16 protein-coding genes are annotated in these 15,317 nt (G+C 36.4%); 10 read left to right on the top strand and 6 right to left on the bottom strand.

Annotated features, from left to right (window positions below; translation table 11 throughout):
- Nucleotides 1-9 precede the first annotated feature (9 nt).
- The 3 genes from ACQKMV_RS19875 to ACQKMV_RS19865 are packed head-to-tail and all read left to right on the top strand — an operon-like array spanning nucleotide 10 to nucleotide 2,403.
- Entirely contained in the window at nucleotides 10-237 is a 228-nt protein-coding gene (locus ACQKMV_RS19875) for a FeoA family protein (RefSeq protein ID WP_427423202.1), read from the top strand.
- The gene (feoB, locus tag ACQKMV_RS19870; protein ID WP_427506009.1) at nucleotides 234-2,213 is read left to right on the top strand and encodes a ferrous iron transport protein B; all 1,980 of its coding nucleotides are present in this window, start codon (nucleotides 234-236) and stop codon (nucleotides 2,211-2,213) included. Before ACQKMV_RS19875 ends, feoB begins: the two co-directional genes overlap by 4 nt.
- A 10-nt stretch (nucleotides 2,214-2,223) precedes the next feature.
- Nucleotides 2,224-2,403, top strand: coding sequence for a FeoB-associated Cys-rich membrane protein (locus ACQKMV_RS19865; RefSeq protein WP_427506008.1), 180 nt, complete (start codon nucleotides 2,224-2,226; stop codon nucleotides 2,401-2,403).
- Nucleotides 2,404-2,534: 131 nt separating this feature from the next.
- Here the strand turns inward: ACQKMV_RS19865 and ACQKMV_RS19860 are convergent, their stop codons facing one another.
- Complete coding sequence (locus ACQKMV_RS19860; protein WP_427506007.1) at nucleotides 2,535-4,223, bottom strand: methyl-accepting chemotaxis protein; 1,689 nt, start codon at nucleotides 4,221-4,223, stop codon at nucleotides 2,535-2,537.
- Between the two features lie 373 nt (nucleotides 4,224-4,596).
- Here ACQKMV_RS19860 and vrrA point away from each other — a divergent pair, with 373 nt between their 5' ends.
- Nucleotides 4,597-5,133 (top strand): VrrA/YqfQ family protein, encoded by a 537-nt coding sequence (gene vrrA / locus ACQKMV_RS19855; RefSeq protein WP_427506006.1) that lies wholly within the window; start codon nucleotides 4,597-4,599, stop codon nucleotides 5,131-5,133.
- A 73-nt stretch (nucleotides 5,134-5,206) separates the two neighbouring features.
- Nucleotides 5,207-6,175 (top strand): 4-hydroxy-3-methylbut-2-enyl diphosphate reductase, encoded by a 969-nt coding sequence (locus ACQKMV_RS19850; RefSeq protein ID WP_427506005.1) that lies wholly within the window; start codon nucleotides 5,207-5,209, stop codon nucleotides 6,173-6,175.
- A 44-nt stretch (nucleotides 6,176-6,219) separates the two neighbouring features.
- Here the strand turns inward: ACQKMV_RS19850 and ACQKMV_RS19845 are convergent, their stop codons facing one another.
- Entirely contained in the window at nucleotides 6,220-6,921 is a 702-nt protein-coding gene (locus ACQKMV_RS19845; RefSeq protein WP_427506003.1) for a response regulator, read from the bottom strand.
- A gap of 116 nt (nucleotides 6,922-7,037) precedes the next feature.
- Nucleotides 7,038-8,618 (bottom strand): ATP-binding protein, encoded by a 1,581-nt coding sequence (locus tag ACQKMV_RS19840; RefSeq protein WP_427506073.1) that lies wholly within the window; start codon nucleotides 8,616-8,618, stop codon nucleotides 7,038-7,040.
- Between the two features lie 112 nt (nucleotides 8,619-8,730).
- Here ACQKMV_RS19840 and ACQKMV_RS19835 point away from each other — a divergent pair, with 112 nt between their 5' ends.
- From ACQKMV_RS19835 to ACQKMV_RS19815, 5 genes are all read left to right on the top strand, one after another.
- The gene (locus ACQKMV_RS19835; protein WP_427506002.1) at nucleotides 8,731-9,780 is read left to right on the top strand and encodes a TRAP transporter substrate-binding protein; all 1,050 of its coding nucleotides are present in this window, start codon (nucleotides 8,731-8,733) and stop codon (nucleotides 9,778-9,780) included.
- Nucleotides 9,781-10,096: 316 nt separating this feature from the next.
- Complete coding sequence (locus ACQKMV_RS19830) at nucleotides 10,097-11,362, top strand: dicarboxylate/amino acid:cation symporter (protein ID WP_427506000.1); 1,266 nt, start codon at nucleotides 10,097-10,099, stop codon at nucleotides 11,360-11,362.
- Nucleotides 11,363-11,541: 179 nt separating this feature from the next.
- On the top strand, nucleotides 11,542-12,078 hold the full coding sequence (locus ACQKMV_RS19825) for a tubby C-terminal domain-like protein (protein WP_427505998.1): 537 nt from the start codon (nucleotides 11,542-11,544) through the stop codon (nucleotides 12,076-12,078).
- 14 nt (nucleotides 12,079-12,092) lie between these two features.
- Complete coding sequence (locus ACQKMV_RS19820; RefSeq protein ID WP_427505997.1) at nucleotides 12,093-12,284, top strand: hypothetical protein; 192 nt, start codon at nucleotides 12,093-12,095, stop codon at nucleotides 12,282-12,284.
- Between the two features lie 280 nt (nucleotides 12,285-12,564).
- Nucleotides 12,565-12,744 carry a hypothetical protein gene (locus ACQKMV_RS19815; RefSeq protein ID WP_415731405.1) on the top strand — a complete coding sequence of 60 codons (180 nt, stop codon included), beginning with the start codon at nucleotides 12,565-12,567 and terminating at the stop codon, nucleotides 12,742-12,744.
- Between the two features lie 71 nt (nucleotides 12,745-12,815).
- Here ACQKMV_RS19815 and ACQKMV_RS19810 read toward each other — a convergent pair whose 3' ends face one another.
- The 3 genes from ACQKMV_RS19810 to ACQKMV_RS19800 form a co-directional block, all read right to left on the bottom strand.
- Nucleotides 12,816-13,709, bottom strand: a complete 894-nt coding sequence (locus ACQKMV_RS19810; protein WP_427505995.1) for a PhzF family phenazine biosynthesis isomerase — start codon at nucleotides 13,707-13,709, stop codon at nucleotides 12,816-12,818.
- A 241-nt stretch (nucleotides 13,710-13,950) separates the two neighbouring features.
- The gene (locus tag ACQKMV_RS19805) at nucleotides 13,951-14,484 is read right to left on the bottom strand and encodes an NADPH-dependent FMN reductase (protein ID WP_427505994.1); all 534 of its coding nucleotides are present in this window, start codon (nucleotides 14,482-14,484) and stop codon (nucleotides 13,951-13,953) included.
- 218 nt (nucleotides 14,485-14,702) lie between these two features.
- Nucleotides 14,703-14,951, bottom strand: coding sequence for a DUF2164 domain-containing protein (locus ACQKMV_RS19800; RefSeq protein ID WP_053484638.1), 249 nt, complete (start codon nucleotides 14,949-14,951; stop codon nucleotides 14,703-14,705).
- Between the last annotated feature and the right edge of the window lie 366 nt (nucleotides 14,952-15,317).

Genomic DNA, 15,317 nt, shown 5'->3' with positions numbered 1-15,317 from the left:
GTAGATCTTATGAACCTTCACGCGGTTCAATTGGGTGAAAAAGTTAAAGTGAAAGATCTTCATCAAATTGACACTCTTTTATGTAAACGATTAAATGCTTTTGGTATAAAGGAAGGCTGTCAAATTTGTATGGTCCAAAAAGGATGGTTTTCTGGAGCTTGTATATTGGAATGTCAAGGACAGAAAATCGGACTTAGAAAAAAAGATTTGATGGATATAAAGGTCGAACAAGTATGAGTAGATTAGCTTTAATAGGAAACCCCAATATCGGTAAAACATCATTGTTCAATACGTTGACAAATTCATATGAATACGTTGGCAATTGGAGTGGTGTAACCGTTGAAAAAAAAGTAGGACAAGTAAAAAAACTACAAAAGGAAATTATTGATTTACCTGGTGTATATACTCTTAACCCCATTTCAAGAGATGAAAGTGTTGTTACTACATTTTTACTCGAAGATCAGGTAGATGGAATTTTAAATATTATCGATGCCTCTAATTTCGAACGAAATATGCAATTAACTGTGGATATACTTGAACTTAGAAAGCCTGTTTTCGTTTGTTTAAATATGATAGACGTTGCGAAAAAGAAAGGCATATCAATTGATGTCGAGAAATTACAGAGTTCTTTGGGAGTACCTGTTATTCCAATAAGTGCTCGTACCGGGAAAGGTATCGAAGGTATTTATGCCGCGATTCAAGCCTCAGATCGTACTCAACAACGTTTTACATTAACCTACGATGACCTAATTGAAGAAGGTATCGCAAAAATGGAAGCCTTGTTACAGTATATTCCTGAGGAACAAAGAAGATGGTGTACCATTCAATTTTTAATGGGAAATGAAGCTGTTGACGCTTATTTGAAAGAAAAGGAATACTTTGAACAGCTTGCTGCAATGCGAGATGCTTTAGAGAAGCAAATAGGTGAGCCATTAAATAAGGCTATTGCTAAAAAACGTGATTTGTATATTTCTAATATCTACAGCGAAGTAATCATACAAGAGAAAAGTGAAACACAATGGTCAGAGAAAGTTGATAAAATTCTAACACATCCGATTTTAGGTATTCCGATTTTCTTAGCGCTTATGTTTTTAATGTTTCAAGCAACGTTTGCATGGATCGGTACCCCGCTTTCGGATTTCTTGGATGGCTTTGTTGGTGGCCCTCTAACAGATACGGTTACTCAGGGCTTAGAAGCTATTGGTGCAGCCCCTTTTATTATTAATTTAATATGTGATGGGATCATTGCAGGTGTTGGCGGCGTCTTAGTTTTCATTCCACAAATCTTTGTCCTATTTTTCTTTATTTCACTATTAGAAGATTCAGGATATATGGCGAGAATTGCTGTTGTTATGGATCGTCTTATGGAATTTTTCGGCTTAAATGGCAAGGCATTTATACCTATGATTGTAAGCTTCGGATGTAACGTTCCAGGTGTAATGGCTGCGAGAACAATTGAACAGCCAAAAGAACGACTTTTAACAATTCTTGTTGCACCGTTTATGAGCTGCTCAGCAAGGTTACCTGTATACGCTTTATTCGGTGCAGCTTTCTTTTCTGCACATCAATCGTTAGTAGTATTCTCCCTATATGTTATGGGTATTGTGGTAGCGCTTATTGTAACAAAATTATTATCTATGACAATTTTAAAAAATGAAACTTCAGTTTTTATTGTTGAATTACCAGCCTATCATGTACCACAGCTTAAAACACTTTGGCGTTCCACTTGGGAAAAAGGAAAAGGATTTTTCCGCAAAGCTGGTACTATAATCTTTGCTGGTTCCGTTATTATTTGGCTTCTTTCTTATTTAGGACCACATGGTGCTAATGTCAATATGGATGACAGCTTTTTAGCAATTATTGGAGGCGCTTTTGGTGTGTTGTTTATCCCACTTGGCTTTGGAACATGGCAAGCCGGTGCATCCCTTATTGCTGGATTCCTAGCAAAAGAAGTGATTGTTTCGACAATGGCGATTATTTATGGCGTAAGTGAAGGTGTCTTATCGTCTACAATGACAACTCATTTTACTGCTTTAAGCGCCTATACATTCTTGGCCTTTGTTTTACTTTATATGCCTTGTTTAGCCACAGTAGGTGCAATAAAAAGGGAAACACAGTCTGTGAAATGGACTCTATTTGCAACAATATATCCGTTTGTTGTAGCTTACCTTATTGCACTTATGATTTATGGTATTGGGAATTTATTGATGTGAGGTGTAGAGAATGACTTTATTAATTAATATCTTAATCGGTTCTATTATATTTGGCTATGCTGGTATTACCTTATATAAGAGCATTAAAAAGCAGAAGAAGGGCAAATGCGCAGCATGCTCATTACAGAAGAGTTGTTCTTCTAACGTCTGTGCCCCTCCTTCTAAACTGAATGATGTTACCCATAAATAAATTTGTAGAAAATAAAGCGAGGTAGTTCCAAATCCTTTGGAGGCTACCTCGCTTTTTTAAGTTTTCTTATCTAACGTACTAGAGTATGATTAAAAAGACTATAGTGTCTTGTCCACTATAGTCCCCTATCGTTAAATCTTAAATTTATTGATTTCTTCCTTCACGGACACCGCTTCGTCACTTAATGATTTTGCAACTGCATTAATTTCTTGAATGGTTGCAGCTTGCTCTTCTATTGTCGATGCAATTGTATCAGATTGCTCTGCGGCATGAACGGCAGAAGAAGACATTTCATTGACCGATGCTGCCATTTCTTCAATACTTGCTGAAATTTGTTGTGTAGAAGCTGACACGTCCTCGATTTGAGATGTCATATCACCAATCGCATGTAAAATTTCATCGAAGGAATTTTGCGCATTTTGAATAAATGTGACACCCTCATCCACATTCACTACAGTTACACTTACCGCCTTTTCTACTTCTTTCGTTTCTTGCTGAATAAGTTCGATTACATCCACTATTTGATTAGCAGATGTTTTGGATTCCTCAGCTAATTTGCGAACTTCATCTGCCACGACCGCAAAGCCTTTGCCATGCTCTCCTGCACGAGCCGCCTCAATCGCAGCATTTAGTGCTAGAAGATTTGTTTGCTCAGTAATCTCAGTTATTACTTTCGTTATATTAACGATCTCAGCCGATTGTGTGCTTAGCTTCTTAATACGTTCATTTGTTGTATTTGAAGATTGTTGGATAATCGACATTTGGTTTTCTGCGATATGCAACGTTTTTTCTCCATCGTTTGCAATAGATTGTGTGTCTACTGCTTTAGAATGAAGCATTTGAGTAGCCTCTGCTATACGTTGAACCCCTTGTGCTGTTTCATCCATTGCTACCGAACTTTCACGACCAGTAGCAGCTGCTTGATTATCACTGATGGCCATTCTCTCTACGAGGTTTGCAATATCATGAGATGAATGTGAAATTTCATCTGTACTTGCTGCTAATTGTTCAGCTGCTGATGTTGTATGCTCAACATTTACGGTCATGCTATGTATTAGTGAATGTAAATTAGACTTCATCACATTAAAAGAATCTGCCAAATCTTTAATTTCATCCTTTGCCCTGACTTCAATATCCTTTTGACATAAATCTCCTTTAGCAATTACCTTAGCTGCAGAAGTTAGCTTTTTTACAGGAACAACAATGGAACGTGCAAATACAACCCCAACTACTATACAAATAATTACAATAATGATGAACATCCATAAGAACCACTGCATATTATCATCAATGAGTTTTTCAACATTCGCTAAAGAGTTTTGTATTTCTGTAATGTTTTCTTGCTGAAACATATCTACTTTTTCATTAATCTCAACCGATGTAGTGTCAAATTCTAGCATAATTTTATTCCCTAGCTCAGGTCCACCTTGAATATAGCTATTAGCCATTTTCTGACCAGTACTATAATACTCATCAAACGCTACTTTAATCGATTCTAATCTTTTCTGATCCTCCGAATGCAAATTTTTCAGTTTCTCCAAATTCTGATAAAAAACTTTGCTATATTTTTCTGCTTGCTCAAATCCATCATCTAAATTATTGAGTGCTCTTGTGGCACTAATATCAGTCAAATACTGCTGAACCTGTACTACCGACAACTTCATCTCATCTGCTAGTAATGTCGTTTGAAGTGTTTTTTCTTTCATTAAATGTACTTGCTCAAGTTGGGATTTGGCATTTTGTTCTTGGAAAATCCCCATTATTAAAACTAATATTACGATAAGACCAAATGACACTATACTTCTAACCTTAATTGTCACAGAATACCTCCTATTTTTAACCTCTGCTATTTTAGTCTAGCAAGAATATTTTAACAATTTATTTACATTAATGTAATATATTTCACTTAATTAACTTTCAAAAATCATCTTTTTCAAAGATAATGAATTACCAACATAACATTATACTCTTACGATCGGCCAGAAAAGTGAAAAAAATGTGTAGTTTTTAAGAATTTCAACTACATATTGACTACGATATGAAATAAGTAAACCTTACAGGATATAGTGAGATGCGTTTACAATCGCCCTAGTTATTTATTTGTGCGTGTCGAACGCTAACTTACCCTTCTGCATATCATATTTATAATCAGGTATGTCATCAATGATAAATCACTATCGAAAGGAGATCGTTATGGTATTTAGACCACAGTTCCCGATGTATCCTGGTGGCATGAGAATGCCTATGCAAATGCCTATGCAAATGCCCATGCAAATGCCCATGCAAATGCCAACACCTCCACAAATGTCACCGCAGTCCTTTTTCCCGCCTGGAGGCTTCCAAAATCCACGAATGCCGGGTGGCTTTCCTATGTCCAGTGGAATAGGATCATTTGGAGGACAAATGGCGTCAATGCAGGAACCTTCAAAAATCGGTTCATTTTTGCAGCAGGCGAATAACTTATTTAACTCTGCGAAAACATATACGCCTTACATTCAGCAAGCAATGCCAATGGTAAAAAATATTCCGTCACTTTTAAAATTGTATAAAGGATTTCAAGGTCTCCCTGCTGCAGGAGCTGCCGCAGGGACAGGAGCAGTGGCAGCTGGAGCAGCGGCGAGCGAAGGAGCAACTTCTACTAAAAGTCGAAGAGCGTCGCGGCAAAGTGCATCATTTAATCCTCCTGACCCACTTCCATCCAAGCCACGTATTTTTCAGCCACCTATGTAGATGAACGTTTCTTTGTATTCGCCGTCCCTGTCCGTTATAATGTAGGTAGGTAAGCTTGAAAGGAGTCACAACCATGCAAGTATTAAAAATTAATCCACGTGGCTATTGCTACGGTGTTGTTGATGCGATGGTCATCGCTCGAAACGCCGCACTCGATAAAACATTACCAAGACCTATCTACATTTTAGGTATGATTGTGCATAATAAACATGTCACGGATGCCTTTGAAGAGGATGGCATCATCACATTAGATGGCGAGAATCGTTTAGAAATTATTGAACAAGTTGAAACTGGCACTGTTATTTTCACAGCGCATGGTGTTTCACCCGAAATTCGTGAAATTGCGAAGCGAAAAGGCTTAGTATCCATTGATGCTACATGTCCTGACGTAACAGTTACACACGATTTAATTCGTGAAAAATCTGCCGATGGTTATGATATTATTTATATCGGTAAAAAAGGTCATCCTGAGCCTGAAGGAGCAATCGGCGTTGCACCAGATCATGTCCATTTAGTGCAATCATCATTTGATATTGATGCGTTAAATTTAACGAATGATAAATTACTAGTAACTAATCAAACGACGATGAGTCAATGGGATGTTGCTCATCTAATGGATAGTTTAAAAGAGAAATTCCCACATATTGAAGTGCATAAGGAGATTTGTTTGGCAACACAGGTACGTCAAGAGGCAGTTGCTCAGCAAGCTGGGGAATCAGATTTACTTATTGTTGTTGGTGACCCAAAATCCAATAACTCGAATCGTTTAACGCAGGTGTCTGTTGAAATAGCAGGGACACCATCCTATCGAATTGCAGACGTTTCTGAGCTAAAAATTGAATGGTTAAAAGGAATTAATTCCGTAGCTGTTACAGCAGGTGCTTCAACGCCAACACCAATTGTAAAAGAAGTTATTTCATTCCTAGAACAATTCGATGAAAATGATGAATCAACACATATCATTAATCGTACAGTTACATTAGATAAAATTTTACCTAAAATTAAAACGCCAAAGCCTGTTGAAAAAATTATGCCTTACTAACTAAAAAAATCCTGATTGCAAAACTGACAATCAGGATTTTTTCATTATTTACTAAAATAATAATTGATTGGACGACCAATGCCACCATAATGAACATCCATTGTAATTTCCTCTTGTTTCTCTAAATAATCTAAGTATCGTCTCGCTGTTACGCGCGCAATACCTACACCACTGGCAACTTCTTCTGCAGATGCTCCTTCTACAGATTGCAAATAGTGCACAACTTTCTCAAGTGTTGCACGATTAAAACCCTTTGGTAAACTTTTTTCTGACCGTAAGACATTTGATTGCTGAACCTCATTATGCCCACTATGATAATGGAATAACTGATCAAGCTCGCCTTGTGTTAGCTCACGTTCAGTTTGCATTTGTTTTTTAAAGCGCAAATAATTTTCAAGCGTTCCTTGTACTCGTTCAAATGAAAAAGGTTTCATAATATAATCAAAGACGCCAAGATGCAGGACCTGTTTTACAGTTTCCATATCATTTGCGGCAGTTACCGTAATTACATCTACTGGTAACTTAAGTTCACGAATTTTTCGTAAGCTTGTCACTCCATCCTGTTCTGGCATGAAAATATCCATAAATACTAAATCTGGTTTAAGTTTTCGAATTTGAGCAATCCCTTCAACTCCATTTGAAGCCTGTCCAATTACTTCAAATCCAGCTATCTTTTCAATAAATTGGCGATTAACCTCTCTCACCATTGGATCGTCCTCTATTAATAAAACCTTTGTTTGTGTCACTATTAGCCCTCCATACACTCTGTTCTATCTCTATATGTGCAAATTTTCACTTAAGGAAGCTATCTAAGAGAGCACCACGCTTTTCCCATAGAATTTTTCGCTTCTACTTCAACTATTTAAGTATGATAAAAAGTTATTAAAAAGCTTGTTCCCTTATGCGGTTCACTTATGACTTCTATTTCGCCATTTCCTTTCTGTACAATTTCTTTTATCAAGAAAAGTCCAATGCCTCGACCTTTATTTTCTTTTGTTGAATAGCCATTATCAAAAATCTGTGCCTTTACTTCATTTGTCATGCCTATACCATTATCCGTTACTAAGATGGCTAGCACATCCTCATCCTCATCAACAGAAACATGGATCATTTTTTCTTCAATTTGTACATCCCTTAAGGCATCAAAAGCATTTTCAATTAAGTTACCAAATAAAATAACGAAATCATGATGATCTAAATTGTTAGGGAATGTTGTCAAACGGCTTTCTCTGTCAATCTCCAGTAGAATTCCCTGTTCTTTTGCATAGGAAATTTTACTAAGCAATAGCCCTGAAATATTTTCATTTTTAATCCGTTCATTTAAAAAGTTTGTAATTTCATCGTGTTCTTCTTTAACTTGCGTTAAGTAAGAAAGTGCTTGTTCATGATGACCAAGCTGCAAAAGGCCAGCAATAGTGTGCAATTTATTTTTATGCTCATGTGTTTGTACGCGTAATGCTTGTACAAATGCCTTAACACCGGTTAATTCCTCTGCAAGCTTTTTCACTTCCGTACGATCCTTAAACATGGCCACTGCTCCAACCGTTTTTCCATTAACTTGTATAGGAATACGATTACTCATAATACTGTTATCATTAATATAGAGCTCACGATTGAAAATGGGTTGATCTAGCTCCAAAATTTCTGGTAATCGTGTATCAGGTAATATGTCAAAAATTTTCTTCCCTATTAATGTGGATGGTTGTTTGTGAACACCTAATATTTCACATGCTTTTTCATTAAATATTGTGATTGTCAATTCATTATCAATGGCAATAATACCTTCATGCATTGAGTTAAAGGTTTCTGTTCGTTCTACATACATTTTAGCAATTTCATGGGGCTCTAGCCCAAACATTTGCTTTTTCATATGGAGCCCTAAAGTATGAGCCCCCCATGCACTAAAGAAAAGAGACAATAAGATAGTAATCATTAATTCTGTTTGAATAGAATGTAGTAACTCTGCAACAGTTAAAACACTATAGCCTACTACTACTACACCTATTTGTCTACCTTCTTTACTCATGATCGGGACAAATGCTCGTACCATATTTCCATGTTCACCATGTGCGATGGATGTATAATAATGCTCAGAAAACGCAGCGTTTAGATCATCTGACTTCGAGATTTGTCCGATTTCCTCTGTATTTGGATGTGAGTACTTGCGCCTTTGCATATCAAGTACAACAATATACTGTGCGCCATTTATATCTCGTATTTCATCCACTACAGGATTAATATGTTTCGTAGCTTCGTTAAAATTATTATTTGAAATGTAAGTTTTCAGCTCAGGAAGTTGTGATACTGTTTTTGCCACACGTAAAGCCTGATTTCCTAGCTTATCCTTTTGTTCATTCATTACGAACCCTAGCAAAAATGTGCCACCTATACTAAAGGAGAGCATAAGAATAAAAAAAGTCAGAGACATGATTTTTCTCTTCATCGATAATTTTTGAAATTTCAAGATGTACGCCTCCCTCTTACTATATTTTAGCTTACTCCATATGTTAGAATAACAAAAACATCAGAAAATACGAATAAAATGGGTGTAATAGATGAAAAAATTTATTATTGGAACAATAGCAACCGTTCTACTATTAACAATAGCAATTGGTGTTCAGCAAGGCTTACTATTCGCCAAACCCCTCCCCTATGACGATGAACAAAAAGGCTTGGATACACAAATTACGATTCATTTAAGTCATGTTGTAGCTGAGAATACACCAAAAGGACAAGCTGCAAGTAAATTCGCCGAGCTTGTTGAAGAGAAAACAAATGGTGAGGTGAAGGTACACGTCTACCCAAACTCCTCCTTATTTAATGATGAAAATGAGTTTCAAGCTTTGCAAAATGGAGAAGTGGAAATGATTATCCCTTCTTTCTCAAAGTTGACATCCTACATAACAAATTGGCAGGTTCTTGATTTACCTTACCTTTTTACTACGGATGATGAAGTTCATGAGGTACTTACAGGTTCGATCGGTGAACAATTGTTAAACGAGCTTAAACCTTTTCACATAAAAGGACTGGGCTTTTGGCATAATGGCTTTAAACAATTAACCTCTGTCGATCACCCTATTCATAAATTTGAAGATTTAAAAGGCTTGCGTGTCCGTACAATGCCAAGTAAAACTCTTCAAAAGCAATTCGAAGCTGTTGGGGCTACACCAATCCCGACTCCTTTTAGCGAGGTTTTTACTGATTTAGAATCGAATACTATTGATGCTCAGGAAAACACATCATCAAATATTTATTCTAAAGGTTTCTATAAGGTGCAGAAGAATATGACATTAACTAATCATGGCATTTTAGGATATACTGTTTTAATGAACGAAAGGTTTTGGAAGTCCTTACCTTTAAAAATCCAAAAACAGATTATAGAGGCTATGAAAGAAACAACAGACTGGCAATTTAAACAGGCAGTAAAAATGAACGAAGAAGATTTGCAAAAACTTGAACAGCAGGATAATTTCGAGATTTATACGATGAGCAATAAGGAACGCCAACGCTTTAAAGAAAAGCTAGCGCCTGTCTATGATTTTTATAGAAACAATGTACAAAATAACGATGTTTTATCGGAAATTGAAAAAATTGTTTCCCCTTAACGTGCAACTTTAATCAGCGGGAGTTTTCTACACTCCCCTTTATTACGAGATCGATACTTTTGTTCATTAATGATAAAATCCTCACTAACGTGGGGATTTTTCTTTTGTATTATAATAGATCCCAAAATTGCAAACTACTATAAAACAGCCCCTAACCCTTGCTATTCCTAGGTTCATTCGCCATCCAACTAAAAATGAACAAAATGAACAATAGAAACATTACGGTCATAAAAACTATTGTCGGAAAATTTCAGCTATGATAAACCTCATGAAAGCGTTCACATAATATTCATAAATAGAGTAAGGGGAGAACTTCATGCGTATAAATTTTAAAAACTTAACTGTACAAGTACTGATTGCCATTGTGCTAGGTATTATTGTAGGTGCTACGTTTCCAGAGTTCGGAGCGAAGTTAAAAATATTAGCAGATATTTTTATTAAATTAATTAAGATGTTAATAGCTCCTATCATTTTCTTAACAGTTGTTATTGGAATTGGTAGTATGGGCGATGTAAAAAAAGTTGGTAAAATTGGCGGGAAGGCATTAATTTATTTTGAAATTGTCTCTACTTTCGCACTAGCAATCGGCTTAATCGTTGTCAATATTGTAAAACCTGGTAAAGGCTTTAATACAGCTGCTGCAAACGGTGCAGATATTTCTCAATATACACAGGCTGCGGCTGCTACAGAGCATGGCTTTGGTGCATTTATTATGCAAATTATTCCTGATAATGTTGTCGGAGCACTTGCAAATGGAGAGTTATTACCCGTATTATTCTCAGCTGTTTTATTTGGCTTAGCGGCTGCTGCTATTGGTGAACCAGCTAAACCAGTTATTAAATTTTTCGAACAAGTAGCAGATATATTCTTTAAAATTGTTAATATGGTCATGAAGGTTTCCCCGATTGGTGCATTTGGTGCAATGAGCTACACAATCGGAAATTTCGGTTTTAAATCTCTTGGAAACTTAGGATTTTTAATGTTATCCGTTTATGTTACGATGTTTATTTTTATCGTAGTCATCCTCGGCCTAATTACACGTTACTTCGGGTTCGATATTTTTAAGTTTATTAAATATATTAAAGATGAAATTTTTATCGTTATTGGGACATCGTCATCAGAGTCTGCACTACCTTCGATGATGCGTAAATTAGAAAACTATGGTTGCTCTAAACAGGTCGTTGGTCTTGTCGTTCCAACGGGGTACTCCTTTAACTTAGATGGTACGTCCATTTACTTATCCATGGCGGCTATCTTTATCGCACAAGCTTATGGAGTTGATTTAGATATTTGGCATCAAATTACATTGCTTGCTATTTTAATGCTAACCTCTAAAGGAGCAGCCGGTGTAACAGGATCAGGCTTTATTACGCTCGCAGCAACATTAGCAGCATTCCCTATGATTCCAGTGGAAGGGATTGCACTTTTAATCGGGGTGGACCGCTTTATGTCAGAGGCTCGCGCCGTTACAAACTTAATTGGTAATGGGGTAGCAACAGTTGTCGTTTCAAAAATGGAAAAAGAATTCGATCCAGAGCAGGAAAAACGTGCTCTTGCAGGAAAAGTCACACCTCAATCATAAAAATGAAGGCTGTCCGGACGTGAAAAATTCACATTCGGTCAGCCTTTTTCATTGATTAATTATGTCTCAGCATAATTGATCCCTTTGGATGTACCTATTTACCTGCTAATCAAAATTTTCGTTAAAGATGAAACCTGAAGTAAAGCATCTCCGTATAGTAAGTAGATTGGAGGCTTTTTATGACTATATTTACCCTTACATACCCAAAAGCTTTTGAAAGCTTTTCAAATATCCCTATTGTAAATGAACAAAATGAGACGGTTTGTGTGCTACAAAAGGTAGAACGTTCATCCGTTGGAAAGGTAATCAACGCGGTAATGCTAGTTGCTGCACAACAGTCATTACCACATCGCTATGAAACTCGTACTACTTTAGGTGCACCACTTTTTCAAGTTCAATCTACGCTATTAACAAAGGGGGTTAGCCATCAGCTTATTATGCCAGATGGATCCATTTTACCAATACAACGGAAGACGGTTCAATTACTTGAATCCTCCTACTATTTTACAATGGATGGACTCGCTTTTCGCTTTGAAAAAGATTTTACCTCAACCGCCTATTTATATTGTAACGATGAAAAAATAGCAAGCGCTAGTAATATAGAAACTGAACTTGTGCGTACTGGTGTATCTATTAAGCTTTTTAACTCAGATGATTCACTTTTTGTTGCTTTGCTTGCAACTCTGTATCAGGCATTATTTTCAATGAGTAATTAGGAGGCTCATCACCTTTGAGTGGGGTTGATTTCCGTTTCGGCTTTAGCGGCGGAAATAGCAGTTTTGGCGGCGAAGTGGACGGCTTTAGCGGCGGAAATAGCACTTTTAGCGGCGAAGTGGACGGCTTTAGCGGCGGAAATAGCACTTTTAGCGGCGAAGTGGATAGCTTTAGCGGCGGAAAACAAAGTTCTATCAACGGAGAGTAAGCTCCTAATTAACAAAAATACATACCGGTTTAAATAGATAATGAAAAATAAACTCCTATTGTTAGGAGTTTTTTGAAATAGAAATTATTTATTACTTTATTGCATTTACAATTATTTGTCGCTAATTTCTAGCTATTACTTGTCTTCCACTACTGCTAGAATCATTCAATATATTCCGGGACACGAAATATTTTTGCTTTGTTTTGACCATTTTACGCCGTCCTTCTAAAAAAGGAGTACACTAAAGAGGTAGAAATACTATACTTTGGAGGCATTTAAATTGGATACAAAAGCAGCAGAAATTAAAAATTTAATGACGTTAGATTTACTTGTTCAAATTCTAGAAGAACGTGGTATTATGACAGATAGAGAATTGAAAGAACGTCTCACTAATAATGTTAAACTTTCCTCAATGGATGCAGATTTAAAAGAAAAAGTTATTGAAGAAATAAAACATTAATGGAATGGATGACATTTCAGAAAAAATGGCCGCTTTTTAAGTGATGAAAATACTTTAAGCGGCCCTTCTTATTATATTTGCACCTTTAGTTCCTTCACATGCACAGCAGTTCCCGTGATCGATATATTCAAGTTCCCCTCATCACTATTCACATGAACAAGGACACGTCCATCCTTGCCAAGTTCCTGACCTTGTTCGACGATTAGCGTTTTCGGTAATTGTGCTTGTCGTTGAATATACTTTGCAAAATACGCTCCCATAACACCAGAGGCAGTACCTGTAGCAATATCTTCAATTGTCCCCGAGTAAGGAGATGAAAAATGCCTTGCATGCATATCAGCATTATTATCAAATGCCTCTAAGCAAAAAGGATGCAAGGATGCTTTCGGCATTTCTTCTAGGATAGCTGGAAAATCTGCAGATTGCGGTGTCATTTTACTAAAATATGTTAAATTTTTAATAGGGATTAGCAATGTCCAAATTCCTGTACTTCCATATACTATCGGTAATTCAGGGTGTATCGCTTCCTCTGTTAGCCCTATTGATTGTGCAAGCTTAGCTTTTGAACCATTAAATTCTTTAAACTGAGGCTCTGCATGTTGCATAGTAATGTAAATTTCCCCTGCTTTTTGTTCTTTTATTTCAATCGGAAGAATTCCTGCTTTTGTCTCAATAGTTATTTTTGGCTTATCTACTAGTATTCCTTTTGTTTTTAGTGCATAAATCGTTGCCATCGTAGCATGCCCACATAAATTTACCTCATGGCCTGGCGTGAAATAACGTATACGTAAATCTGCTTTTTCCGATTTTAGCGCAAAAGCTGTTTCATTAAAGCCTACTTGCTTAGCAATCGCTTGCATTTCTATTTCACTATATTGATCTCCCTCTACGACGACACCCGCTGGATTCCCCATATTAGGTATCACACTAAACGCATCATAATGATGAACAGTAATAATTTTCATATGCTTTTCTTTTCCTTTCCTTTTTAAAGCTGTCCCTTTGTATCACACATTACACTCCAATCTTTCTTCTCTAATATCCAATTCACTCACATTAATGGATACGAATTTCCACTTGAAAAGTTTCATAAATTCAAAGCATCGAAGCTGAGACAAAGCTCATAAAAAAACCTAAGTAATTCTAAAACGTTTTTCCATAAAAAAAGCAATATGCACAATTTACTGTACATACTGCTTAAAACTCTTATCGAATTGTTTTCAATGCTGTTGCCCAAGGGATCAGTTGATCTAACATTTGATTTACTGAATCTGTTTGTACATCCTTTGGTTTAATCACGCCGTTTTCGAAGTCTGTAAATAATGATAAAGCAGGATGTACGCGAACATCTGCTACTAATAATTCACCAAGAATACCACGTAAATGTTCAGCTGCTCTTGCACCACCAACAGAACCGTAAGAAACAATACCTGCTGCTTTATTATTCCATTCGTTACGTAAATAATCTAACGCATTTTTTAATGCACCCGTAATGGAATGGTTATATTCTGCAGCGATAAATACAAAACCATCACAGGCAGCTACCTTTTCTGACCAAGCAGCTACTCCAGAAGTATCTCCTCCTGGCTCACCTAGAAGTGGTAATTTAAAATCAGCGATATCAATTATTTCATACTCTGCATCACCGCGTTTTTCAGCTACTGCCTTTACCCATTCTCCAACTTGTGGACTTAAACGTCCCTCACGTGTACTTCCTAAAATAACCCCAATTTTCAACATATACTCCTCCTTCATTCATCCCTCAAATTGTGACCGAATCATTCATTTGAATTTAAAAGCGGTTTCCCTAACCATGTTGTACAGGAATCCATTCCTTTATTCAATGCATTGATGGTTAATTAAAATCATTATTTTTTACTTTGAATTAAATTATCTTTAATCCAAGATAAAAATATCATATAATCACAAAAATTTCCAATTATTTGATTCGAATAAAATTATTTTATTTTAATCGGTCTTTCTAATGCTGCAAGTTCATCCTCAATCGATGCATATTGTCTTTCTACAACATATTTTGCATCCGAGATAGCCGCATTATAAATATGCGGAGCAATATTTTCCTTTATAAAATCTAATACTCTTTCTGCTTCGAATTCTGTAATATCCTCATCTCGATTATTATAGAAAAATCGTTGAATATCAGCTATTATTGTTTCTTGTTGTTCTTTTGTTAATCGAATAAACAATCCAAAACTCTCCTCTCATAGCAATTTATACTCACCTATCATAACACTCTAAAATTAATCCATGCATACACAATTATATTAATTTCTATAACTCAGCCTTCACAATGTTGAAAAACTAATATGTCAATGAAATTAAGGTGTCTTATTAAATCAAGTATAGTTCAATGGCAAAACGACGGGTTGATTTCCGTTCCGGCTTGGCGCTTTGTAGCTGTCGCTTTGCTTTCGCTACATGAAAACATTTGTAGCTGTCGCTTTGCTTTCGCTACATGAAAACATTTGTTGCTGACGCTACGCTTTCGCACAGAAAACATTTGTTGCTGACGCTACGCTTTCGCACAGAAAACATTTGTTGCTGACGCTACG

Origin of the sequence: Lysinibacillus sp. NPDC094403 (genome assembly GCF_050278745.1) — a bacterium.
In the GTDB taxonomy this organism is placed as follows: Bacteria; Bacillota; Bacilli; order Bacillales_A; family Planococcaceae; genus Lysinibacillus.
Note: the sequence above shows the minus strand (reverse complement) of the source record. Positions and strands in the feature narration are given on the sequence as shown.

Excerpts from the sequence above, each read along its gene's own strand:
- ACQKMV_RS19875 (WP_427423202.1), top strand. The coding sequence starts at position 10 with ATGAACCTTCACGCGGTTCAATTGGGTGAAAAAGTTAAAGTGAAAGAT.
- feoB (WP_427506009.1), top strand. The coding sequence starts at position 234 with ATGAGTAGATTAGCTTTAATAGGAAACCCCAATATCGGTAAAACATCA.
- ACQKMV_RS19865 (WP_427506008.1), top strand. The coding sequence starts at position 2,224 with ATGACTTTATTAATTAATATCTTAATCGGTTCTATTATATTTGGCTAT.
- vrrA (WP_427506006.1), top strand. The coding sequence starts at position 4,597 with ATGGTATTTAGACCACAGTTCCCGATGTATCCTGGTGGCATGAGAATG.
- ACQKMV_RS19850 (WP_427506005.1), top strand. The coding sequence starts at position 5,207 with ATGCAAGTATTAAAAATTAATCCACGTGGCTATTGCTACGGTGTTGTT.
- ACQKMV_RS19840 (WP_427506073.1), bottom strand. The coding sequence starts at position 8,618 with ATGAAGAGAAAAATCATGTCTCTGACTTTTTTTATTCTTATGCTCTCC.
- ACQKMV_RS19835 (WP_427506002.1), top strand. The coding sequence starts at position 8,731 with ATGAAAAAATTTATTATTGGAACAATAGCAACCGTTCTACTATTAACA.
- ACQKMV_RS19830 (WP_427506000.1), top strand. The coding sequence starts at position 10,097 with ATGCGTATAAATTTTAAAAACTTAACTGTACAAGTACTGATTGCCATT.
- ACQKMV_RS19825 (WP_427505998.1), top strand. The coding sequence starts at position 11,542 with ATGACTATATTTACCCTTACATACCCAAAAGCTTTTGAAAGCTTTTCA.
- ACQKMV_RS19810 (WP_427505995.1), bottom strand. The coding sequence starts at position 13,709 with ATGAAAATTATTACTGTTCATCATTATGATGCGTTTAGTGTGATACCT.
- ACQKMV_RS19805 (WP_427505994.1), bottom strand. The coding sequence starts at position 14,484 with ATGTTGAAAATTGGGGTTATTTTAGGAAGTACACGTGAGGGACGTTTA.